Below are 24,475 nucleotides of genomic sequence, written 5' to 3'. Positions count from 1 at the left end.
AACACTATTATTATAGTGGAATAAAATTCCAAAAATGTTCACAATTAATATCTTTTCAATCTAATGGTTCTAAGTATTATTATGTGCTGTTTAAGATGGTTTAACAGCTCTTCAAGGTGTTTTTCAAATAGTTCATCCACTTTTTCATGTGCTTCTCTTTGGAAACTAGTATACCGATTTAGAATTTCTTTTCCGGCGGGAGTTAGGGTGGTTCCTTTTCGCCTATTCCCTTGTTGTCGCTCAACTAGTTGAAGCTTCAATCTATCTTCCGTAGCGGTTACTTTCCCCCAAGCATCACGGAAAGACATGCCTAGTAATGCAGCAGCTTGACTCGTTGATCCTGTTTTTTCAATTTCTTCAAATAGTCGAACCCGTCCCTGTCCACAAACTACTTCATCCATAAGCTCAATCCAAATCTTAGATTTCACCTTGAGAGATGGTTTGTTTCTCATGCAATTTCGCCTCTTACGATATTTATTAAACTAATTTCTATCTTACTTACTTATCTTATTTGATAAGCCTCACCATATAACTTTTTTTATACTATAGCTATTTAAATTATACATATCTGAGGATTCAATAGCCATGACTCTTCGTTTACTATTCCTTTTAAGGTAAAAAATGTTAATTCAATTGAAACCTTTTAATTAAGAAAATTAACAAATAAGATAATAAGACCATTTAAGACACTAATGATGCTACACGGTGCCTCTTTTTAAAATAAAATTAAATCTACCTTTGTACGAGTGGTTGGAATTGGAAGAAGCCCAAAAGTACAAAATCCACATGTGCCACGGAGAAACTGTCTAATAGAAGAGTATGATATGCGAACGAACCAAGCAGTCTTCCCATTATCCGGTATGTCTTCATACTAATCTGTATGAAAGTATATATTAACAATATAAAAATGAAATTGGAGGAAACTAGGATGGCTTTAAACAGAGACTTTTTAATGGGGTTTTTATCTGTTCTAACACCTCGTTATGTTTGACAAGGGTCTTCCCTAATTGTTTTCCCTCATGGGTAAGATATACTCTCCCGTAATGCTCAAATTTCACCCATCCCTGATTGGACAGTTTCCTTACCATCCTGGAAACAGTTGACGGATTAACACCGAGAACATTTGCTAGTTGTGATGGAACAACTTGGTCAGTGAGATCTGCAAGTAAATACATATGTTTTTAATACTGTTTCATTACAGATGAAAGCATATAGTTATCAACAACCTTTTATTTATCTAAAAAAATTTACCTAAACCTTATTTTTTTTACTGGACTTAAAAAGTTGCGTGAGGTAAAATCTTATTATCAATAGTATACTGAATTTATTGAAAATTGACAATTTAAATTCAACTATGTGAACAAAAGGGGGAAAGAAAAAATTTAAAACTGGTAATAACAATGATTTTTCCTGAAATTGTTGCTGATTATAAGAACATAATGGTGGATGAAATTTTGTGTGTGGGAAATAAATTTTTATTTATGAATTTTTGTTGGTTAGAGGAAATATTTTGGAAGCATTTTAATATAATGAAAATAAAGCGAGATGATTTGAGTGTTTAAATCAAAACGGAAAAAAAATAAAATCCTTTTAAGCTCTTACGTATGTAAATTATTAGGAATAATGAATGAACAAGAATTTGAGACTATTTTAAACCAATTTCAATCCAAGGATTCTCCGAACTAAACAGGAATGTCATAAGGACCTCTTAATAAGAAAAGCAATAGCCTATATTTTTTTATCAAAAAGTTTACTTTAGGCAATTTTTATGTACGTAGTCAAAATTTACAAGGATTAGTTATGAAGGAGGAGAGATCAAAAGTGAGTTCAAAAGAGGCAGTGGTTGAAAAAGCTGATGTGGATTTAGTGGATGCAAGTAAATCCTGGAAAAGGCAAAACGATAATCCTAGTCTTCAGGAAGTTTATAAGTCGGTTCCTATTAAGAAAACAGGAAGCTTTTTCAGAAAATTGTTAGGTTTTATTGGACCAGGTTATTTAGTAGCAGTTGGTTATATGGATCCCGGAAATTGGGCAACCTCAATTGCAGGGGGATCAGCCTATGGGTATACGCTTCTTTCCGTTATTTTAATATCCAACTTGATGGCGATATTGTTACAAGCCTTAGCCGCTAAACTAGGAATTGTTTCTGGAAGGGATTTGGCACAAGCATGCAGGGATCACTATAGTAAGCCTGTCTCTTTTGTATTGTGGATTTTATGTGAGTTAGCGATTATAGCTTGTGATTTGGCAGAAGTGATTGGTTCTGCAATAGCTTTAAATTTATTATTTAACATCCCTCTTGTATATGGAGTATGCATTACAGCCTTGGATGTTTTACTAGTGTTACTCCTTCAAAATAAGGGCTTCCGCTATATAGAATCAGTTGTTATTGCTCTAATTGTAACCATTGCTGTCTGTTTTGGAATTGAAATGGCCTTGTCAAAGCCTGAAATTGGGGGAATTCTAACTGGATTTTTACCGAGCAGTGAGATTATTTCCAATCCTAAAATGCTCTATATTGCTTTGGGGATATTGGGTGCAACGGTTATGCCACATAATCTTTATCTCCACTCGTCCATTGTTCAAACCAGGAAGTACGATGACACGAAAGAGGGAAAAAGGTCTGCCATAAAGTTCGCCACGATCGATTCAACCGTTGCGTTAATGCTTGCTTTGTTTGTGAATGGTGCAATCCTAATCTTATCCGCAGCTGCTTTCCATACTTCCGGTCATCAAGACGTTGCGGAAATTCAGGATGCTTATCACTTACTAGATCCATTACTTGGTTCAGGTATTGCATCCATTCTTTTCGGTGTTGCATTATTGGCTTCTGGTCAGAATTCTACTTTAACTGGAACACTTGCGGGTCAAATTGTCATGGAGGGCTTTTTAAATATTCGTCTAAAGCCGTGGATACGCCGATTGATCACAAGGTCGATTGCGATTATACCAGCAGTTGTCGTAACCTTTATATTTGGTGAAAAAGGGACCGGACAATTACTCATTCTTAGTCAAGTAATATTATCACTGCAACTCTCGTTCGCTGTTGTTCCACTGGTCATGTTTACTAGTGATAAAAGAAAAATGGGTGAATTCGTAAATAAAGCTTGGGTGAAATGGTTAGCATGGTTTGTTACATCCATTATTATTGTCTTGAATGTCTATTTATTATGGGGAACTTTTTTCTAGATTAATGGAATTGAATATATGTAGATTTGTTACGGAATATTGAAAGCTGCCACTAAAATGGCAGCTTTCGTGCATTTCTGAGAGTGGTGATTTTGATTATTATAATTAATCAACATTTAGAGAGCTTAGAAAATCTAAGCTCTTTTGTTATTTCATACATAATATACAATCCCTTTAGAAAGACAGAATGAGCATATATAATTGTATATTATTGAGTTGGTTATTTCCTTCGATAAAACATTTTTTATAAATTGGTACACTTTTAAAAACCTGCATTGAGGATGCGTCGTCTAAAAGATAGTAAGGAGGGGGAGAAACGTGGAAGAATTAACAGCAGATGTGATAGAAACTGAAGATAAGGAAGTTCTTATCGATGAAATTATGACTAGATACGGGCAGGAGATCTTGCAGCTTGTTTATTCTTATGTGAAAAATCAGGGGCTTGCTGAGGACCTGACCCAGGATATTTTTATTAAATGTTACAAATCTCTACATACATACAGCGGAAAATCGAAGCTGAGGACGTGGTTATGGAGAATTGCCATCAATCATTGCAAGGACTACCTGAAAAGCTGGTATAACAGGAAAGTTATCATGACGGACGAAGAACCAGCAAACAGCAAAACGAAGAAGGAATTGGTTGAGCAGGTAGTGATTCAAAAAGAAGAGGATGATGAGTTGATAGCTGCGATAATGAAGCTGCCGATTAAATATCGTGAAGTGATTTATCTGTTTTATTATGAGGAATTGCCTGTTAAGGAAATCGCAGTACTTACTGATACAGGTGATAACACGGTTAAAACCAGATTGAAACGCGCAAAAGAACTGCTAAAAGAACGATTGGAGGCATAATTCATGGAGGATCGTTTAAAGAATTTTAAAAAATCGATGGATCGAACTACTTTTTCTCAGTTGAATTTTACCGAGCAGCAGAGAGAAGACATTCGTGAAAAAATCAATAAACAGTACGAGAATGAAGAGGATATCTTACTAGCTGTCTTGCAACTTCTTGTCCATGAGAAAACCGGCTTCGAATTAGCAAAACTTTTACGAGGGCGGGGAATTCAAAAATTCGAGGATAACGAAGGATTTCTATATATTCTTCTCCATCGATTGGAACAGAACCAATGTATCCAAGCAACCTGGAACGAATCGGAAGTAAAATCTTATCGGCTTACTGATAAAGGCAAAAAAATCTTGCAAAAAGCAGCAAAACGACAATCAAAAAAACGATTTGCTTTTAAAGAATTGCTTGAGGGGTGAGACCAACGTGGCAAATAAAAAGTATCTATTTTTACATGAGGTCACAGAACAAATAAAATCAAAGGAAGCCAAGAAATATGTTGCTGATGAATTAGGTTATCATTTACAAGAAGCCAAGAAATTATGGATGGATAAGGGATTACCGGAAGCAGAGGCCGAGGAAAAGGCTATTGAGCAAATGGGCAGCCCGAGCAAATTGGGCAAACAGATGAACAAGCTTCATAAGCCAAAGGTTGATTGGTTCATGATAATCCTATTGGTTACCACATTAGGACTTGGATTTTTACCGTTGGTTTCGCTTGGGTACATGGAGGATACTAGGCATTTTTCTATTGTAAAGGGCGTTACAGTTTTACTTGGTGCTACTGTAGCTGTAGGAATAATGTTAATCGATTTTCGAAAATGGAAAACGTGGGGATGGTTGTTTTTTTCCTTAGGGATTATCTTTTTACTCGCCATCAGGTTTTTTTCTAATACGATGATTAATGGGGTACCGCTGCTTAGAATCCCGTCCATTATTACATTAGAAAGCTCAATGGCTTTACCATTCTTTTTCCTAAGTTGGGCTTCATTTTTTAGTAACGAGCGGTTTAAAATTTGGCAAGTTATTATTTTGTTTTTCATTCCATTTCTCTTATTCTTCAGTGTTCCGAGTATTGCCAACACCTTTATGTATACTTGCATGGTAATTGTGATGCTTTGGTGGAGTAGATTTAGCCGTAAAACAATACTGGCAATTATGGGGATCACGTTTGGTTTATTTATGGTAATTGGGATTCAATTCCTGAAGACTTTCCAAATAGAAAGAATTCTTGTCTACTTAAACCCTGAAAAATATTCGAGTGGAGTAGGTTACCTTATACTACGTGTGAAGGAATTAATGGGAAAGGCTGGCTGGTTTGGTAACCCGGTGAACAAGGAATTTATTCCTTCAGCACATACTGATTTTGTTTTTGTAAGTTTAACCTATATGTACGGCTGGTTATTTGCAATAGCACTGGTCATCATACTCTCACTTATTATGGTGAGATTTATTGTCATCTCTAATAAGATCCATGATTGTTTCGCTAAACTTCTTCTGATTGGTGCTACAGCACTTTATGGTGTTCAGCTGGCTAGTAACATCGGAATGGCACTAGGGGTTTTTCCACTTACTTCAATATCATTGCCATTTATTAGCTATGGGTTGATGCCAGTTTTACTAAATTCCTTTCTAATCGGAATGGTGTTAAGTGTTTATCGCAGAAAGGATTTGATATCAACTCGTTTTTGTTAGTGGTAGAGAAGTTTCCCCGTGATTGAACAAAAAGTATTCTATTTAATGAAGATAAAATAGGATTTATTGTTAGGAAGGAACCAATGTTTCTACCTTTATAACAGTTCAGTTAGCGCCTTTATTCTTCCAAAAAGGGAGTTAGCTAATGAAGAAGAAGTAAGAAATATTTTTAATTTTAAAGTTGCTGACCATTCATGAATTAAGGAATAAACCTAAACATCAAAAAGAGCATAGCTTTGTGCTCTTTTTCTAATTTTTGGTCAATACTAGAAACGGAGAATAAAAAGGGTAGCACATATGGATAAAGTGAGGGAACCGAAAAAGGTACCATCGTATCTGCAAAGATTCATATTCCTGCCTCAATTCATTATCCTGCATTTACAGAGGTTCAAACCTTTAAACTAATCAAAGAAGACGGAGAGTGGAAATTTGATGAAGTCATTAGTTATGAAAGAACTTAATAGTGAAAAATATCCATTTTAATTGAAAAATTCCTAAACTAAAGTGGGCGTTTCTGCAATATGCAGGAACGCTTTTTTACTAATGTAAGCAGAATAATATAACAAGAATATTTAATAAAAGAATAGTAAAATAAATCATTTTAAATGGTATAATTTACCTATATGAATATACTAGAGATGCACATTAGTTAGAAACTGCGAAGAAAAGATTATATACAAATTAGCAAAGAAATAATAATTTTTTTCCGATAGAAAAATAGTGGTTTTTTCAGGAGGTATTATATGTTAGGTCATTTAGGATTTTCATATATAGGTCTGATATATTTATTGATGTTATTTATTCCAAATATCATTTGGAGTAAGAATCAGCCAATAGATTATGACTATACCCAAGAAAACAAAATATTATTATTGTTTGAACGTGTTGGACAAATATGTTGTTCGTGTAGCGTATTGATTTTTAGTGATTTTAACATTGCTTCCTTTTCAGCATGGAGTTTTTGGCTACTAGCATCATTTTTACTTATGATTCTTTATGAGATTTGTTGGGTTAGATATTTTACTAATGAATATACAGAAGAAAATTTTTATCGTAGTTTTTATGGGATTCCCGTACCTCTTGCGAGTCTACCTGTCACGGCTTTTTTATTATTAGGCATTTATGGTAAAGTTGTTTGGCTAATTGCATCTTCTATCATACTTGGTATAGGACATATAGGAATACACATTCAGCATTTAAAAGCAATAAAATAGTTAATAAAGAACAGGGGGAAGGGGTTTTGCCTTCCCCCTTAAATTATTGTTCTAGGTAGTCCAGGTTTTAATCTTTAATGTCTCTTAGTAGAGAATTCAGGATTTGAAAAAACTGAAGTTGTGTAATTCAATTTATAAGTTGAGAATGAAAAGCTCACGTCAATTGGTGCTTACTGCCCAAATGTAGCAAGATAAGCGAATAAAAAAGCAGTACCGGCACTATAAAAGTGTTGGTACTGCCTTATTGAGTGACAAGTGTTTTGTAAATTAGAACGTACTTGCTACTTTAACAGCTTTTTCAAGCCCTGCGGCAATAATTTCTTCTGCTTTATCAGGGAATTGGTTGTGACCTTCAATCACTACTTTCTCTAAATCTTTTACCCCGAAGAAGCTCAACATACTTGCTACATATTTAACAGCCATTTCTATTTCAGCTGCTGGTCCTTTAGAATATACACCGCCACTTGCGTTTAATAATGCAATTTTCTTATTTCCAATAAGACCTACTGGACCTTCTGGCGTATATTTAAATGTTTTGCCCGCGCGGTTTAAGTAATCAATATATGTGTGTAGTACAGCTGGGATTGTTAAATTCCATAACGGGAAAGCAAATACAACTTTATCAGCTGCAAGGAATTGATCTAAATATTTATCAGCAACAGCTACTGTTTTTTCTTCTACTGCTGTTAAATCAAGTCCTCTGCTAGCCTTAAATGTACCGTTAATCATATCTACTCCTACATATGGTAATTCTTCATTGTATAAATCAAGCTCTACTACTGTATCATTTGGATGTGATTCTTCGTAGCTCGCTAAAAAAGCCTCATATAATTTCACACTAACCGCTTGATTGGCTGGACGATTGTTTGCTTTTACGAATAAAACTGTTGTCATTCTCGTTTCCTCCTGTTACTCACTCTTAGTTGTTATCTATTTACTCACTAAAAAGGCATTCCATTTTAGTTATTTAGTATACCGTTAGCAAATTAGAAAAAATGCTAGAGGTTATTTCGTCAGCTAGATGTTAAATTAGTAACACATTAACTTTACAATATCTTTTTAAAACTATACTCCATTTCTCCAGCTAGAGCTTCCGGAGTATCACCAGTTTCTCTAAAATCATGCGTATAAATTTGTTCAAACGGACCAAAATTTACTTGCTTATAAAATTCAAAACAAGGGAATCCATCATGTTCTCCTTGAATATCGATACTACCTTCTTTTTTAACCTGTACAGTTAATAGGTAGTCAACAGGGGGCGCATATACATTTAATGGGTTGCTAGCACTTGCACTCATTTGAAACTTGACGTCATCAGAACTCCATACAATATTAGTGCACGAAATACCTTCTGTACTTGCTTTTCCAGTTCTTTTATTAACGGAACCATCTGGATTTGTGACTCTTTCTGTTGTTATTCCAGTATTCGCGTATGAGAAAATTTCTTTTTTATCAAAATCTACAACTACTTCTTGTTCAACTCTGGAACGCATAGTGTTTACAGCATATGGTGTAAATTCACGTGAATCACCTTCGAATTGGATTATATTTCCTGTTTTGGTGTCCATCTTAGGTTCAGTCCAAGACACTGGAATAAATACACTTGCTCTAATTTTAACCATGTGAGTCATATAGAACCTCCATATAGAATTGATTTTTTTAGCGAACCCCATTATATAACAAAAGTAAAATAGTCAACTTGATTGACTACAAAGTGCATAGTACAATGGAATTCAAATAAAGTCAACTTAGTTGACTTTATTTAAGGAGGTTTATGTATGAATCACCAAGTATTTAATGAATTGGATCTTACATCACTTTTGTCATTATCCTTTAGTGCATTGATTGATGAACTACATGACAGATTGAGGGAATTAGGGTTTGGAGATATTAGACCTGCACATGGTTTTATGTTTAAATGTATCACACCTAACGGAGCAACAGGTATAGAACTAGCTGAGTATTTAGGAATTACAAAGCAGGCTGTAAGTAAAATGGTAGATTATCTTGAGAAAAGTGGTTATGTTGTGCGCCAAACTCATCCTACTGATAAAAGGGGAAAAATTATTGTTTTGACCGAACGAGGTTGGTTAGTAGTAAAAGCAAAAGAGAAGATACTAACTGAGATTGAAGGAGGCTGGAGTAAAAACATAGGTACTGAACGAATGCAAATGCTCAAAGAAGATTTATCAAAATTAGTTTTCGAAGAAAATACAGGTAAATTATCATCGAGGTTAAGACCTGTCTGGTAAAAATTGAACTTATTAAGGGGACTTTTAAGCGTACCTGCAACTTCATTTTAAAATGTATTAAATAAGATGAAATGATATTTGAAGGGAGAAATGTTTTTTGGATACTAATATGATTCAAAAAGTGGGACAAATTGGGGTACCAGTTAAAGAGTTAGATAAAGCAATCCATTTTTATAAAGATAAACTGGGTCTTTCCCTTTTATTTATTCAGATAGTATGGCCTTCTTTGAATGTAACGGTCTACGTCTGCTCCTAAGCCTCCCTGAAAAAGAGGAATATGCTCATTCTAGTTCAGTCATTTATTTTCAAGTTGAAAATATTAAAGAAACTTATGAGAATTTAATAGGTAAGGAGGTTACTTTTATCGATGAACCACATATCGTAGCGAAAATGGGAGAAACGGAAACATGGATGACGTTTTTTAAAGACACGGAAGGTAATACTCATGCTTTAATGAGTGAAGTACAAGTTTAATGAAAAGTATGGAGAGACCGTCTAATATGAACGGCCTCCCTCGTTTTTTATAAGCCTATTTTATATATAGCATATCTTATGCACTTTCTAGTTGAAACATTGATGCAGCATGCCATTCATAAAGAAACAAGGTAGAGAATAAAGTCTCTACCTTGTTTCTTTTGTTTATGTAGAAGTTGAAGATACCCCGTATTTCTTTATAAGTTATCCTCAATAAAATCTGGAATGTTTGCACTAAAATGGTTCACCTGGAAACTCACCTTTATGGCAGAATTCGCAATAAACATCTGATGGTGCATTGTTGTTTTTACCGTTTTCTTCTGGCTTTTTATTGTCGTGACAGACAAAACACTTTTCTCTTTCTTTACTTGATGCAGAATTATATCTGTGAGTGTCCGTTAACCATGTGTAGCGGTCTTTGTGACTAGCTGGACTATACGCATGACAGGTGCTACAGAAACTATTACTGCGAGATTCACTAATCAAAGTGTGTAAGTCTTTTTTATGGGTAACCTCTTTTTGGTTTTTATTTAACAACGTTCTTATATCCTGTTTTTCCTGGTTTTTAATCCATAATGAGTTTTGATGACAGTTTAGACATCGACTAAGGTCTTTTCGAGCTGTTTCCCCATGTAGTTTGCTCCAGCCATTATATTCATGATTTTTTGGTTTCTTGATTTTTTGATGGCAAGTGAAACATTCCATTGAAATTTTGACATCGGTTTGCTCTTTGCCAATCGCTTCAAGAATGATCTTTTGAGTATTTTCAGGTAGTTCCCTTGCAAATACGCCTGCTTTCATTTCAGGTGTCTCCTTAAAGACCTCTTCAACCTTCTCTTTCTGTTCCTTACCAAGGTTTATTTTCGGCAAACTGTAGGTGATATCCTTCCATGGCTTTTTGCCCTGGTTAACTTGATTGTGACAATCAATACAGGTACCCATGTTTGGCTTTACGTATTTTTCATCCATCAGCTTTTTGGAGTTTTTCTTTGTCCAAGCAAAGTATGTAGTGGAATCATTAATTCCCCTTTCGACCACCTTAGCATGGACAATTCCGCTATGACAGGTGATACAAGGAATTCCCTTTTTAATATGACCTTTATGATTGACTTTTAGATCTCCTGTTGCGGTGACTAAGCGATTTCTCGAGTGACACTGTTCGCAGTTCTCGTTTGATACTGCCACCTTCGGTACAATCGGGTCCGGTGGTCCAACAACGTGGTTATACACTTCTTTTAGTATTTCTACTTTATTTTCAACCAAATTGCTTGTTCCAGGTTTATTATGGCATTGAATACATTGGATTTGATTATGAGCACTTGCCTGAAAGGTAACGTGTTCAGGTGACATTTCATGACAAGAAGAACAAAAGGACGTTGTTGAGGTAAAGCTAATCGCTCCATATAAAAAACAAATCACGGCAATAAATGTCGTTAAAGAAAGGACAAGTAGCCTCCAACGTTTAATCCGATTTTTTGCTTTTTTCTCTTCTCTACTAGTGGTCTCTGGATCTCCTAAATCTGGATTTTGTCCAGGCTCGACAGCTTGTTTCTTTTTCCAATAAGCCAAGGTAATCCCCCCTCTTACAGATAGTATCTTACCAGAATCGTCCTTACCATATAGACATTTTCAAAAAAATGTCACATTTTTAATATTTTTCTATTTCCAATAAGAAGGTGGTGTTAACCCTTGTTTTTCCTAAAATTTAGGTCTAAAGTTTAATCGTAAAGTAGGGAATGATTCCTTATTTATTTCTCATAATTTCAAAGGACACAATCACCAACTCCTTTGTTTCAAAACAGTTTTATCGGTTGATAGGATATTCTACTGTTCAACCCAAAACGTCTAACCATATTAAAATGCTTAGGGCATTTTTAAAATACAAAATACCCTACAATTAAATAGGGTACTTCAATTTATGGTTTATATTGTTCTAATAATCTTTTAAAGTAATTAAAAGATAAAATTACAATTCCCGGTTTGCTTTGGAATTTTTAACTCATCATTTACTTATGGTACTGTTCACAGTGATTAATCTAAATGAGGAGGTTTTACACAATTGGTAACGGATTTATTAATTGCTTTAATGATTGGCTTTACTATGGTAGATTCAAGGAAATGACTTCATTGGGGGAATAAGCATGTACAAGGTTATGCATGGATTACGGAAAGCGCGAAGATGGAATTAATAGGATGGTATATGACCTTTTAAACTTGATCCAAATCTCCACTTCTAGCTGAAGTTGTTGCAGGAGGCACTTCCTCGTACTATTCAACTTAAGTTCCTACTGCCGTTAATTAGTAGGAGTTCATAAGGCGCGGCGGGAATTATCAAGCTTATGCCAAAGTTGTTCAGGACTATGGCTCCGCATAAAAGATTATTCTTCTCCCGCCACAACGCGAAAATAGAGGAACCTTACTTATTGGTTTCTAAGGATATGCTCGATTCGCTTTTCCGGCACGACCCAGATTACGGCAACGAGTACGTAAAAGAAACCGGATAACCAAGGACTTACATATGCGGTCAATATGGCGAGCAAGTAGAGGAAAGGAGATATTTTCACCTTCAAGTCATTGCCCATCGATGTAACAAAAGCGGAATCGCTGGAATGTTGGCTAATGATCGCAAGCTGGAGCAGCCAGTAAGAGGTCGCAGAGAGCAGAAGAATGATGCCGTACAACGCGATTGGCGCAGGTGCAAAATGGCTTTCCCCCATCCAAGCGGTCGTGAACGGAACAAAGGATAACCAGAAGAGTAATATTAAGTTGAGCCACATCAGCCGTCCATTCATTGTTCGAATCATGTGTAGCAGATGATGATGGTTGTTCCAGTAGATGCCGACATACACGAAACTGAAGATGTAACTGAGAATCTTCGGACCAAGTGCAATTAATGAATGCCAGTCGTGGCCTTCCGGTACTTTGAATTCTAGCACCATGATCGTAATGATAATCGCCAGAACTCCATCGCTAAACGCTTCCATTCGGTTTGGTTTCATTTTCAGATCTCCTATTTATCGCCTCTCGTTTTTTTAACTATTTTTTCTTTAGTTATATCTGAATCTATTTCGTAAAGTCAAGAACAATTTTCATCCATTCACGAGACTACAATTTCAATGTAATTGGTATCCAAAGCAACAGAAGGAATAGACTCTGAACTCAATACAACTACCGATTACCACTTATTTTACAGGTGCGAAAGCTGAAATATAAGTAATGTATTAAAAGGACTTTTTTATTATAAAAATCTCAAATAAAAAGTGGAAATAATCTTCCCATTTCACGGACAGCCTTGAATAAAAACCTCATTTATTTATTGGGTTTTAACTAGCACTGCTTATGGGCAGAATAAGCATAATCTCTCTTGTAAACCTTCTAAGACTTCTCCTGGCACTTCCCTGACCTTGATATCCCCACCTAGGAAAAGTAGCCAATTTGTTATTTCGGTCAATTCTTCGGGATTATTAACATTGATAAAAGTCTTTAGAATGGCTGTGGTTTGGTAAGGATTCGTATAGGAAATTGAAACTTTTAAAGGATGGTATTTTTTGAACTGGGCAATCGCCTTTGGACCAAGTTCAAGGACAAGGTTAATTACTTCTTCCTGCTTACTTAGTTTTTCTAAAATCTTTTTCTTACTTATTCTTTTTTTGGTAGGGTATGGTTTGACATTGGTGAGATTGTCGACAGGGAAAATCTGCCTCTTTTCATCCTTTAAGTCAAAGCCTTCAATCAGCCAAAGGCCTTTTTCATGATAAAGGTGCAAGAGATAAATTGAATAAGACTTTATTACCTTCTCTTCTTTGATGGTAATCAATAAATAGCTATCCAAAAGAAGGATTTGGATGAGTTTTTCTAACATAGGATGGGGTAGGTCTGACAGATCAAGTAGGTCGGGATTATTGGGGTTGGTCCCTTCAAAAAGCAAGATTTGATTTAAAAGAACAAGGTCATCTTGCTGGTTTTCTGAGATGAGGCCTAGTAATTTTTCAGCTAAAGACTGACGACTCTTTAGATAAGGGAGTTGTTGATTTCTTGTGGCCATAAAGGCAATAAAAAGAGCTTTAATCTCATTATCGGTAAAGCGAACAGTGGGCAGGACAGAGTTGTTCATGACAAAATAACCCCCATCCCTTCCAACTTCAGCGACAAGTGGCATCCCCATGGCTTCAATTTCTCTGATATCTCTAATAGCTGTCGAACGAGAGATGTTAAATTCTCGCATGATTTCAGAAATTGTAAAGTGGGCGCGGTTGTTGATATACCGCATGATGATATTAATCCGTTCAACTTTATTCATCGGGACCTCCTAAACAGTATCATTTTTTGACATGATTTAAGGCTATTATAAACTCATCAAGTGAAAAGACAAATCATTTGATTAATTTAAAAAAGAGGAAGTGTTTGAATATGGCAGATTATACCCTAGAAGAAAAAGAGAGCTTTACCGTTTTAGGTATTGGAACTGAGCTTAAGAGCGATTACACAGACTTTGCTGGCATAAACAAGGAAAAGGCAGACTTTTGGTGGGCCGTCAAACAAGATGGAATGCTTGACATTTTAAAAGCCATAGCCACAAATGACTACATTTTTGCCGTGAACGAAGCGGTGAATAACAAGATGATGCATTATGCTGGCGTCATGACAGAGGCATCGGTACCAGAAGAATCCAGAGTTATCCAATTTCCGAAGGGGGAATACCTAGTTGTTAAAGGGGAAGGGAAGACGGCTGATGAGTTGAGTAATAAGCTTGCTGGCATTGCCTTTGGTCAAGTCTTGCCAGAAGCAAAGAATTTTGCCTATGTTGGTGGGCCAAATGCAACGGTTGAGATGGGGCAGCGAAACGGCTTAGTATTTGGTGAAATGTGGATTCCTGTTGTTAGGAAATAAAGAGATAAAAGGAGGGATGGAATTGTCCTATATCGTTGATTTTAAAAATGTGTCTACGGTTGGTTTAGAGTCTTCACCTGTAGTAGAAGCGCTTGCTGGTTTACGAGCTAATGAAGCCCGTTACTTTATGAACAAATACAAGCATGAATTTACGGTTGTACCAGCTAGCGAAAGCCAGGAGACCTTTGATTATGTGAACCGAATTTTGAAAGAAGAACGTGATATTGAGTTTGCGGCCAAACCTTTAGAAACGTCGCGTTTTCAAGTGGAAAATATCAAATTTGCCTACGTCATTTATGAGGATGGTCTTGTGGTTAACGTCATGTATACGGTTGATGACCATAAGAAACGGGCTGTTGGTTTTAAGCTTTCTGAGGGGATGGAGGTACCAAAGGAGTTAGAAGAGAAGTTTAAGTTTGCTAGGCAGAAGTCTAAACTAGCTGGAACAATTCGGGGCTCGTATTTTGTAATTAAAAGAGAATATTAAAGTAAGCAAAAGCGCAAGTGGAGGAATTCAGCCATTTTTTGTATTTGGTCATTCTTTTTCGTCATTTGGATAAGAAAATACTGATTGAGCAAAAAAAAATAAATTCATCGCAAGAGCAAAAAAAACCATTCATGCAACAAATGTTCATCTAGGCATTCAAATAAGAAAAGCGCAAGCGCCCTGGTCAGCGGCGTATGGCCTGGAGCGCTCCAACTGAGATAAAGGAAACACGGTGAGCGTAGCGACCGATGTTGACTTATCGTAGGGCGGAGAGCGAAGGACACTAGCCGCTAGGGCGCTGGAGCTAGACATTTCTCAAAGCCCAAACTTATAAATTCTTATATAATAACAAAACAGCACCTTTCCATCAAATTAGAGGGTGCTGTTACTTTTTTCGCAAAAACCTCATTTACTTATGATATGGTTCACCAAAGTTTATTCTAAACTGTTAAAAGTTCGATTAAAGAAAATTAATTCAAAGATTGTATTAAATCCCATCATATTATGAAAAATCACAAGTGCTTATAAAATTTGGCTGTTTTCGCCAAATACTGTTGCTTTTCTTACTAAATCGGCCTAATTCCTTTGATTCGGATGAAAATATTTATTCGTTTCATGATTTTAAAAGCAAATTCCTCCAATTTTTCTCTAAAAGATCTTTCGATATTTAGATTATCAGCGACATTTAGGATATATCAGCGAGTTTGTTGTTTTTATCAGCGACATTTAGGATTTATCAGCGAGTTTGTTGTTTTTATCAGCGACTTTTTATAATATATCAGCGAATCGAAGAGTAATTGTCAGATCATCCTTAGATTTCAATAAAAGCAACAATCTAGGAAAGAAGAGCCTAAAATTCCACCACGATATAATGCAAGTTTAAAGAAAGAAATGAAAGGCAGGTTCACTCCAGAATCTGTCTTTTTTATTGTTTTTTAAAAAAACAATAGGTATGAAAACGAGCCTCCTAGGGGATATTTTCTTAAGGGTACTTAAGAGGGGGACATGATGATTTTAAACAATGACCAACTAAGAGCTAGGGCACATGAGTTCGCCCTAACAAATGAATTGAATACAACCAACAAGCTGACTGCACGATATTGGCCTGCATTTCGATCGGATGTGTCTAGCCTGCACGAATTCGCCGAGCAATTAGGCAACACCATAGTAGGGTGTAAACAACCGGCGGAAGATTGGCTACTTGATCACATAAACTTTATCGAAACACAAGCAAAAGTGGTTCTTCGCGAACTTCCCCGAGCTACACTTAGACAATTGCCCAAATTACGATTTACCGGTATGCCGCGAATATACGCCATGTGCAACGATTATCTTGAGCATGTGGATGGACGCTATGACACAAACTCGTTCGAATGTTATCTTTCCTCGTATCAGGAAGTTTCTGTCCTTAAGGATGTGGAATGTTGGGCGTTACCTAGTGCAATAAGAGTGATCCTCATTCAACGGTTGGCGGTATTGATGCGTGAGATTCGCCATCGACATGAGGTATGCCATTCGATTACTTCCTTGTTAGATCAGATAGAGGCAAAGAATTTGTCTGACACTAAAATACGTACTTTATTGGAACAAGAAACGCGTAAAAAAGCATTGGGACCCATCGAGATCGTCCATTTCGTCAAACATTTAACTGAATGGGAGCCCAATATTCAGATTGTTCACGACTGGCTTCGAGCACATGTAGAGAATAATGAATCGAGTCTGGAGCAAATGGTTTCGCTAGAACATCAACTTCAAGCAGAACTACAAGTGACCTGTGGCAACTTAGTCCAAAGTCTGCACATTTTAGAGCGTCTCCCATGGCGGTTGACGTTCACAAGAATTTCTTATTTGGAAAAAATCCTCCAAACTGATCGTGAGTATAAACGGCTAGATTTGGCAAGCAGTGACTTACTTAGGGGGCGTGTTACCACCATTGCACAGCAACTGAAGGTCCCAGAAACGTTAGTTGCCCAAACTGCGATACGCCTAGCTAAGCCGCAACATGGAGACTTAGATCAAGTAGAGGTATTATCTCGAAAGTCCTATCTTGCCTATTATTTGCTCGATCCTCACGGCATCAAGGACTTACGTACAGAACTCAGCAAGATAGCTCGTCCGCGCGTTCTGCCACAGCTTGCCATTCGACGCCAGCCGTCGCTTGTTTATTTATCTAGCCTTATTTTATTGTTTGTTGCGTTGTTGCTGTTGGCTGGGGGATGGGTAACATCTGGATTGGCCGTTCGTCCTATTTCTTGGCTTGCTATTGTTGCAGCCCTAATGTTTCCTGTCAGTGAATGGGTTATCACCATTGTTCATGAAGTTATCTGTAAATGCTGCCGACCTACCCCGTTACTTCGTTTTGATTTTTCAGAAAGGCTACCCGAAGAGGCTCGAACGATGGTCGTTATGCCGATTATTTGGTCGAGTGTTGAAGAAGTGGATGATGTGGTCAAAAGGCTTTTAGTTCACTATCATGCAAATCGTCAACAGAACATCCATTTTGGGATACTGGCAGACTTTTTGGATGCATCGACCGAATCATTGTCATCCGATGAAAGAATAATCGCACATGCAATCGAACAAATAGATGCTTTAAATAAGAAGTTCGGGACCGATAAATTTTTCTTATTTCACAGATCTCGTCTTTACAATAAAGTTGACCAAATTTATATGGGCTGGGAACGCAAACGTGGCAAACTTGTTGAATTCGTCGAGCTTCTTTCTGGGAGTGAGCAAACTAGTTATTCCACGATATATGGGCAAACAGACGTGCTGAAGAACATTCGATATGTTTTTACAAGCGATCATGATACACAGCTTCCTATTGGCGTCGTTAGCCGCCTGGCTGGTACGATTCATTTTCCATACAACCGACCGCGTCTTAATAAGGCAGGGACACGAGTGGTGGAAGGGTTTGGTATCCTTCAGCCTAGAATTGGCGTGAGTTTTGAGTCAACACAAAATTCACGTTTTGCGGCCTTATGGGCTGGAGAACCGGGGATTGATCCTTATGCTTTTGCGGTCTCGAATGCCTATCAGGATTTATTTGGGCAGGGTATCTTTGTCGGTAAAGGCATCTTTGACGTGGACGTATTTCGAAAGATTCTGGTGAACCGAATACCAGATCAGCATGTTCTTAGTCATGATTTACTTGAAGGGGGCCTCCTGCGCACTGGCTTGACTTCTGACATTGAAGTGGTGGAGTCACATCCAAGTACATTTTATTCTTACCAAAATCGTTCTCACCGCTGGATTCGCGGGGATTGGCAGCTGATTAAATGGTTGGGTGTGCAATGCCAAGATCGTTATGGTGAGAAAAGAAGGGTGGATTTGGATGGGCTGACCCGTTGGCAAATCATTGATAATTTACGGCGCAGCCTGCTGGCACCAGCCCTGTTAATCGTTGCCATTCTAGGACTATACACGCTTCCCAGCCGGAGCTGGGTGTGGGAAACCATTGTGGTATTAACGATTTTCCTTCCATTTCTACGTGCTGTCTTATCATCGCTCCTTGGCCGGCACTTAAGCCGTACCCTTGGCGTGAGTTTTATCCAAAGTGGTATCCAGCTAATGATCCTTCCTTTTTCTGCTGTGCTTTCTTTAGACGCTATTCTACGAACGCTTTACCGCTTATTCGTTAGTCGACGCAATTTACTAGAGTGGATTACCTTTGCCCAGGCGGATCACCATTCCAAAAAAGGGCCAGTTCTGATGTTTGCACCACTAGGTTATCTGATTATTTCCTTGTTTGCAGTCCTTGCATGGCTTTCAGATGGCTTTTTTGACCGTATGATAGGTGTTGTGGCGCTTTGCATTTGGCTAATTGCCCGGCCGGTCATCCAGCAATTGAACCGGCCAAAAATAGTTGATAATCGCACTTGGGTGAAGGAAGCACGTTCAGAACTGAAAGAATTGGCCTTTAAAATCTGGTCCTTTTATGCACGCTATGTGACGGAAGAAGAATCGTGGCTGCCGCCCGACAATGTCCAGTATCATCCAAAGGAGATTATTGCCCATCGTACATCACCGACCAATATTGGACTTTATTTAGCAAGTGTCGTTGCTGCTCGAGATCTGGATTTCATCGATACAGCTACAATGATTAAACGGATCAAATCAACAATGGTGACACTTGAACGGATGGAAAAATGGAATGGGCATTTATTGAACTGGTATGATACACGTTCATCGGATCCTCTTTTTCCTAAATACGTTTCCACGGTTGATTCCGGAAACTTTGTTGCCTACCTTATGGTTGTACGACAAGGCCTGCTTGAATGGGGACAGCGCGAGGAGGCTTATAAGTCCGATATTGACCACTTGACAGAAGATATCGACCAACTTATTGAACAAACTGATTTTCAGTCGCTGTATAACCCAGATGAGCGCTTATTCTGTCTTGGTTATCATGTTGACTCAAACCAAAAAGATACCACTCTTTATGATTTGCTGGCTTCAGAAGCACGACAAGCGAGTTTTGTCGCTATCGCCTTGGGGCAAATTCCGGTTTCTCATTGGTTTACTTTAGGCCGGACGATGACCATTTCAAGAAAATGCAAGACATTGTTATCTTGGTCGGGCACGATGTTTGAGTATTTGATGCCAAGTCTGATTATGCGGACCTACCGGAACACAATCTGGGATTCTACTTATCAGGGTGTTGTTCATCGGCAGCAGGAATATACGGATAAATATCAGGTCCCATTTGGGATTTCAGAAAGCGGCTATTATGCGTTCGATTATCAATTGAACTACCAATATCGGGCTTTTGGTGTTCCAGGACTGGGACTTGATCGTGGTTTGGAGCAGAATTTAGTCATTGCCCCGTATGCGACAATCATGGCACTACCTTATGCTGGTCAAGCTGGTCTCACCGCCTTGAAAAAGTTTGAAGACTATGATGCGAAAGGCGAATTTGGTTTTTATGAAGCGGTTGATTTTACAACAGTAAGACTACCAAAAGGCAGGCGATATCAAGTTGTTCAGAGTTACATGGCTCACCATCAAGGTATGAGCATGCTAACCCTTATCAATTTATTGGCGGATGAAATCATGGTCAAACGCTTTCATGAGGATGCACGGGTATGTTCAGCAGACTTGCTTTTACAAGAGCGCATCCCTAGTAAGGCGGCGTTAATTGAAGAGCCAATCGGGTTCCATTCGAATTTCACTGATTTTGATGCTCAGTTGGACAATATGGAGCGGACCTATACGAAACCGACCATTGTTCCAGAAGTAAACATAGTGTCAAATCATCGCCTGACCAGTATAAACACGAGTGATGGAACAGGGATGCTTACATGGAATGGACTTGCTGTCACAAGATGGCAAGAAGATCCAGTTATGGATACGTCAGGCCCAATTATTTACATTCAGGATGTCCTTTCTGAAGATCTTTGGAGCATTACAAGATTTCCTTGTCAGGGAGATGAAGACACAAAAACGGTGTTCCGTCTCGATAAAACGACCTTTGAAGGGAATTATCGTGACATCTCAGCTAAACTTGAATTAACTATATCTCCAGATAGTGACGCAGAGGTTCGGCGGCTTCAATTAGTCAATAACAGCGACGAGGAGCGAATACTAGAAGTAACCTCATTTCTAGAAATAGCGCTTGCAAGCCCATCGGCAGACCGTGCTCACCCAGCATTCAGCAAGTTATTTATCGAGACAAGCCACGATGACCAGTCAGAATGCTTATTGGCAAAGAGACGTGCGCGAGAAGATGATGAGTCCGAGACATGGTGTGTTCACACTGTTTATGTGGATGGTACCGAAGCAGGAGATTACGAATTTGAGACAGATCGAGCAAAATTTATAGGACGTGGTTATTCACTTAAAGCTCCAAAGGCGATGTATTCACGGCTACATGGATCAACTGGTTCGGTAGCGGATCCAGCGTTTGTGATGAGACGCCGCCTTCAATTGGGACCAAGGGAATCAGCCACGGTATATTTTGTGACGGGTATCGCAGAAAGTCGGGAAAAAGTGCTGGATACGATGAATCAATTACGGGAACCGCAGCAAGTAGCGAATACGTTTCATTTAGCCTGGGTACGTTCGCAAATCGACCTCAGGCACCTGCATTTAACGGCAAAACAGGCAACTGAGGCACACCTATTGGCGGGGCGGCTCCTTTATACTCCACCGCTCTCGGATGTGCGTCGGGAGGCAATCGCCCAAAATACATTAGGTCAGTCTGCCTTATGGTCACATGGAATTAGTGGAGATGTGCCAATCGTAATGGTGACTGTCAGCAACTTAGCCGATTTACCGTTCGTTATTCTTTTAGCACGCCAACATCAATATTTATGTACCCAAGGACTGGAAATCGATCTTGTGGTACTGGATGTGACAGTTGGTGGCTATCAGGACCAGCTGATGAATCGTTTACGTGATCAGTTAGCATCGCGGGGAATTGGAGAAATGAAGCGAATTGTAGGTTTAAAGGAGTCTCAGCTCCAAGAGAATGAACGCAATCTCCTCTATGCAGTGGCGCGTGTTTTACTTCGGGCTGGAGGTCCTAGTTTGCCTGCCCAATTGCGATTGGATGATGGAGAGGTAAGACCTTTACAAGAACAGCCTGTGTCAAAGCAAACCTTTCAGCGTAATGATGAACCAGTTCGTATTTCGGCAGAGCGAGAATTTTTCAATGGTTGGGGCGGTTTCGTTGAAAATGGTCGGGAATATCAACTACATGTTCAAGAAGGGAATTACCTGCCGAAGCCATGGAGTAATGTTCTAGCAAATCCACACTTCGGATGCTTACTCACGGATTTTGGCACTGGGTATAGTTGGTGGCGTAACTCTCGAGAGTGTAAACTGACACCTTGGACGAATGATCCTGTCCTTGACCAACCTGGCGAGTGCCTTTATTTAAGCGACCTCGATACGAATCAAATCTGGTCAGCCACGGCAAAACCAGCAGGTAATGGGCGTACTTACAAGGTTACTCATGGGAAGGGATTTAGCCGGTTTGAACTTCTAGACGGAGATATCGTGCATTCGATGGAGACGACTGTTCCACTGAATGATCCACTAAAACTAATCCAGCTTCGTCTTCACAATAAAAGCAAAGCATTAAAGCGAATTTCCATTACCTATTACGTTGAGTGGGTTATTGGGGTGTTGAGAGAAGCACAGGCTCCGTACATTGTTTCTGAGTGGGATCAGGATGATAAAGCTATACTCGCCCGTAATACGTACCAAGAGACCTTTCGTAAAGCAATCAGCTTTTTACACTTTTCAATGCCTGATCATAAGAAGAAAACATCGGAACAGACGTTTTCTTGGACATGTGACCGGCAAGAATTTATTGGTCATGGTGGGACATTGGAATGCCCTTCAGCACTTTTAGCAGAAAAATTGTCGAAGCGGACAGGGACATTTTCGAATACTTGTGGAGCGATTCAGACTGTGGTCGAACTACCTCCAGAAGAAGAGGTAACCGTTACCATCCTGCTTGGCTGTGCGTCTTCAAAAGAAGAAGTACATTCGCTGATTAGAAAGTATGGTCAACCATCTGCCTACGAGGATGCGTTTTCGAGTGTGACGCGTTATTGGGAACGCCTACTTGGACAGGTGCAGGTAAAGACACCAGATCGGGCAATGGATATCATGATGAACGGTTGGCTATTATATCAAACACTTTCTTGTCGATTGTGGGCCCGCACTGCCTTTTATCAAGCTGGAGGGGCATTTGGTTTCCGCGACCAGCTCCAGGATTCGCTAGCGTTCTTACATGCAGACCCTTCCATTACAAGAAAGCAGATACTCATTAATGCTGCCCATCAATATCAGGAGGGGGATGTCCAACATTGGTGGCATGAAGAAACGCATAAAGGAATAAGAACAAAATTTTCAGATGATTTATTGTGGCTTCCTTACACTGTATCTCGTTATATAGAACAGACGGGTGATGATGATGTCCTCAACGAGAAAATTCCCTTTCTTTCTAGCGAAGTCCTGCAAGAAGGTGAATTGGAGCGGTACGAAGATACTGTTGTATCTGACGAATGGGGTTCAGTTTTAGAGCATTGCCTGCGGGCCCTTCACCATGCTTTGAAGTTTGGTGAACATGGAATCCCGTTGATGGGAATTGGCGACTGGAATGATGGCATGAGTCGAATCGGTGCTAAAGGGCGTGGCGAGAGCGTCTGGCTAGGGTGGTTCTTACTTGATATTCTTAAACGGTTTTCGAGATTTCACAATGGTGTCATTCCTCCCGATTCCATTGCACAGTTTGAAAAAGTATCGCATGAATTGGTGGAACACCTAAACCATCATGCATGGGACGGTGCTTGGTTTCGCCGAGCATTTACCGATACGGGGACATGGATTGGGTCGAGTAGGAACAAGGAGTGTCGGATCGATGCTATCGCTCAATCATGGGCTACCATCTCGCAAGGAACTTCTGCCGATCGACAGTTGCGGGCAATGGCTTCGTTTGACCGTGAACTAGTCGATCGCGATTTGAAGCTTGCCCGGTTATTGACAAAACCATTTGATGTGACTAAACCTAGTCCAGGTTACATTCAGGGCTATCCTCCGGGAATTCGCGAGAATGGCGGACAGTATACACATGGTGTCATTTGGGGAATTGTCGCTTGGGCCATGTTAGAGCGGAATGATAAAGCATTTGAGCTTTTTTCAATGCTCAATCCAATCACACACACCCAAAGCTTTCGCGACGTGCAAATATATGAAAATGAGCCATATGTGATGTCAGCGGATGTGTACACGGCAAATCCGCATCAAGGTAGAGGCGGATGGTCTTGGTATACGGGAGCCTCGGGCTGGATGTACCAGGCAGGATTGGAGTATGTATTGGGACTCAAGCTTCAAGAAAACAAGATATATATTCAACCTTGTGTTCCTTCTGAATGGAAATCGTTCACAGTTGACTACCGTTATGGAAAGACAACCTATTCGTTTGAGATCTTTTGCAAACAAGAACACGGGGTTCCAATAAAATGGGTGGTTGACGGCAAGGAATTCGTGAATCAGTCTTACCTGCAGCTTGTTGATGACGGTCAAGACCACCAAGTTGTTGTTCATCTCGGTTTGCACGCTTCTAGTACTGTTGGATAGTGGCAAAGGTGAAAGCCAAAGGATGATGGTGTTCTTTTTGCTTTATACCAAACAAAAGAAGAGGGGATTTTCGCCAATAGAGGTCATTGGCTACCGAAACGGTGAAAAAAGGGAGAGGCTGGTAGCCAATAGAGGTCATTGGCTACCGAAACGGTGAAAAAAGGGAGAGCGTGGTAGCCAATAGAGGTCATTGGCGACCGAAACGGTAAAAAAAGCGAGAGAGCGGTAGCTAATAGAGGTCATTGGCGACCGAAACGGTAAAAAAAGCGAGAGAGCGGTAGCCAATAGGGGTTATTGACGACCGAAACGGTGAAAAAAGGGAGAGCGTGGTAACCAATAG

General features: G+C 39.0%; 16 protein-coding genes and 1 pseudogene. 10 read left to right on the top strand and 7 right to left on the bottom strand.

The window, feature by feature from the left end; translation table 11 throughout:
* Positions 1-44: 44 nt before the first annotated feature.
* Positions 45-452, bottom strand: coding sequence for a winged helix-turn-helix domain-containing protein (locus M5A78_RS23120; protein WP_248737641.1), 408 nt, complete (start codon positions 450-452; stop codon positions 45-47).
* 471 nt (positions 453-923) lie between these two features.
* Positions 924-1,175 (bottom strand): metal-dependent transcriptional regulator, encoded by a 252-nt coding sequence (locus M5A78_RS25050; protein ID WP_406603740.1) that lies wholly within the window; start codon positions 1,173-1,175, stop codon positions 924-926.
* Positions 1,176-1,821: 646 nt separating this feature from the next.
* Here M5A78_RS25050 and M5A78_RS23115 point away from each other — a divergent pair.
* The 5 genes from M5A78_RS23115 (at position 1,822) to M5A78_RS23095 (ending at position 6,942) form a co-directional block, all read left to right on the top strand.
* Positions 1,822-3,189, top strand: coding sequence for an Nramp family divalent metal transporter (locus tag M5A78_RS23115; protein ID WP_406603739.1), 1,368 nt, complete (start codon positions 1,822-1,824; stop codon positions 3,187-3,189).
* A gap of 318 nt (positions 3,190-3,507) precedes the next feature.
* On the top strand, positions 3,508-4,041 hold the full coding sequence (locus tag M5A78_RS23110) for a sigma-70 family RNA polymerase sigma factor (protein WP_248737640.1): 534 nt from the start codon (positions 3,508-3,510) through the stop codon (positions 4,039-4,041).
* A gap of 3 nt (positions 4,042-4,044) precedes the next feature.
* The gene (locus tag M5A78_RS23105; RefSeq protein ID WP_248737639.1) at positions 4,045-4,452 is read left to right on the top strand and encodes a PadR family transcriptional regulator; all 408 of its coding nucleotides are present in this window, start codon (positions 4,045-4,047) and stop codon (positions 4,450-4,452) included.
* A gap of 7 nt (positions 4,453-4,459) precedes the next feature.
* On the top strand, positions 4,460-5,728 hold the full coding sequence (locus M5A78_RS23100) for an FtsW/RodA/SpoVE family cell cycle protein (RefSeq protein ID WP_248737638.1): 1,269 nt from the start codon (positions 4,460-4,462) through the stop codon (positions 5,726-5,728).
* A gap of 743 nt (positions 5,729-6,471) precedes the next feature.
* The gene (locus tag M5A78_RS23095) at positions 6,472-6,942 is read left to right on the top strand and encodes a hypothetical protein (RefSeq protein ID WP_248737637.1); all 471 of its coding nucleotides are present in this window, start codon (positions 6,472-6,474) and stop codon (positions 6,940-6,942) included.
* Between the two features lie 267 nt (positions 6,943-7,209).
* Here the strand turns inward: M5A78_RS23095 and M5A78_RS23090 are convergent, their stop codons facing one another.
* Both M5A78_RS23090 and M5A78_RS23085 read right to left on the bottom strand, forming a co-directional pair.
* Positions 7,210-7,836, bottom strand: coding sequence for an FMN-dependent NADH-azoreductase (locus M5A78_RS23090; RefSeq protein WP_248737636.1), 627 nt, complete (start codon positions 7,834-7,836; stop codon positions 7,210-7,212).
* A gap of 152 nt (positions 7,837-7,988) precedes the next feature.
* Positions 7,989-8,573 (bottom strand): DUF3238 domain-containing protein, encoded by a 585-nt coding sequence (locus M5A78_RS23085; RefSeq protein WP_248737635.1) that lies wholly within the window; start codon positions 8,571-8,573, stop codon positions 7,989-7,991.
* Between the two features lie 147 nt (positions 8,574-8,720).
* On the opposite strand from M5A78_RS23085, the gene M5A78_RS23080 reads away from it, so the two are divergent.
* On the top strand, positions 8,721-9,194 hold the full coding sequence (locus tag M5A78_RS23080; protein ID WP_248737634.1) for a MarR family winged helix-turn-helix transcriptional regulator: 474 nt from the start codon (positions 8,721-8,723) through the stop codon (positions 9,192-9,194).
* A gap of 97 nt (positions 9,195-9,291) precedes the next feature.
* Positions 9,292-9,668, top strand: a pseudogene (locus M5A78_RS23075) (VOC family protein).
* 234 nt (positions 9,669-9,902) lie between these two features.
* Here the strand turns inward: M5A78_RS23075 and M5A78_RS23070 are convergent.
* From M5A78_RS23070 to M5A78_RS23060, 3 genes are all read right to left on the bottom strand, one after another.
* Positions 9,903-11,237: a cytochrome c3 family protein gene (locus M5A78_RS23070; RefSeq protein WP_248737633.1), complete on the bottom strand. Its 1,335-nt coding sequence runs from the start codon at positions 11,235-11,237 to the stop codon at positions 9,903-9,905.
* A gap of 851 nt (positions 11,238-12,088) precedes the next feature.
* Complete coding sequence (locus M5A78_RS23065) at positions 12,089-12,667, bottom strand: TMEM175 family protein (protein ID WP_248737632.1); 579 nt, start codon at positions 12,665-12,667, stop codon at positions 12,089-12,091.
* Positions 12,668-13,005: 338 nt separating this feature from the next.
* The gene (locus tag M5A78_RS23060) at positions 13,006-13,968 is read right to left on the bottom strand and encodes a helix-turn-helix transcriptional regulator (protein ID WP_248737631.1); all 963 of its coding nucleotides are present in this window, start codon (positions 13,966-13,968) and stop codon (positions 13,006-13,008) included.
* 110 nt (positions 13,969-14,078) lie between these two features.
* Here M5A78_RS23060 and M5A78_RS23055 point away from each other — a divergent pair, with 110 nt between their 5' ends.
* The 3 genes from M5A78_RS23055 to M5A78_RS23045 all read left to right on the top strand — a co-directional run bounded on the left by M5A78_RS23055 (position 14,079) and on the right by M5A78_RS23045 (position 24,135).
* Positions 14,079-14,558, top strand: coding sequence for a GyrI-like domain-containing protein (locus M5A78_RS23055; RefSeq protein ID WP_248737630.1), 480 nt, complete (start codon positions 14,079-14,081; stop codon positions 14,556-14,558).
* Between the two features lie 22 nt (positions 14,559-14,580).
* A complete protein-coding gene (locus tag M5A78_RS23050; RefSeq protein ID WP_248737629.1) occupies positions 14,581-15,045 on the top strand; it encodes a phage tail protein in 465 nt (154 codons plus the stop codon).
* A 1,005-nt stretch (positions 15,046-16,050) separates the two neighbouring features.
* Positions 16,051-24,135: a GH36-type glycosyl hydrolase domain-containing protein gene (locus M5A78_RS23045; protein ID WP_248737628.1), complete on the top strand. Its 8,085-nt coding sequence runs from the start codon at positions 16,051-16,053 to the stop codon at positions 24,133-24,135.
* The last annotated feature ends 340 nt before the right edge of the window (positions 24,136-24,475 follow it).

The organism is Neobacillus rhizosphaerae (assembly GCF_937468385.1).
Lineage (GTDB): Bacteria > Bacillota > Bacilli > Bacillales > Cytobacillaceae > Neobacillus > Neobacillus rhizosphaerae.
This window is presented reverse-complemented; position numbering and strand designations above follow the sequence as displayed.

Excerpts from the sequence above, each read along its gene's own strand:
- M5A78_RS23080 (WP_248737634.1), top strand. The coding sequence starts at position 8,721 with ATGAATCACCAAGTATTTAATGAATTGGATCTTACATCACTTTTGTCA.
- M5A78_RS23085 (WP_248737635.1), bottom strand. The coding sequence starts at position 8,573 with ATGACTCACATGGTTAAAATTAGAGCAAGTGTATTTATTCCAGTGTCT.
- M5A78_RS23120 (WP_248737641.1), bottom strand. The coding sequence starts at position 452 with ATGAGAAACAAACCATCTCTCAAGGTGAAATCTAAGATTTGGATTGAG.
- M5A78_RS23060 (WP_248737631.1), bottom strand. The coding sequence starts at position 13,968 with ATGAATAAAGTTGAACGGATTAATATCATCATGCGGTATATCAACAAC.
- M5A78_RS23105 (WP_248737639.1), top strand. The coding sequence starts at position 4,045 with ATGGAGGATCGTTTAAAGAATTTTAAAAAATCGATGGATCGAACTACT.
- M5A78_RS23095 (WP_248737637.1), top strand. The coding sequence starts at position 6,472 with ATGTTAGGTCATTTAGGATTTTCATATATAGGTCTGATATATTTATTG.
- M5A78_RS23065 (WP_248737632.1), bottom strand. The coding sequence starts at position 12,667 with ATGAAACCAAACCGAATGGAAGCGTTTAGCGATGGAGTTCTGGCGATT.
- M5A78_RS23045 (WP_248737628.1), top strand. The coding sequence starts at position 16,051 with ATGATGATTTTAAACAATGACCAACTAAGAGCTAGGGCACATGAGTTC.
- M5A78_RS23055 (WP_248737630.1), top strand. The coding sequence starts at position 14,079 with ATGGCAGATTATACCCTAGAAGAAAAAGAGAGCTTTACCGTTTTAGGT.
- M5A78_RS25050 (WP_406603740.1), bottom strand. The coding sequence starts at position 1,175 with ATGTATTTACTTGCAGATCTCACTGACCAAGTTGTTCCATCACAACTA.
- M5A78_RS23090 (WP_248737636.1), bottom strand. The coding sequence starts at position 7,836 with ATGACAACAGTTTTATTCGTAAAAGCAAACAATCGTCCAGCCAATCAA.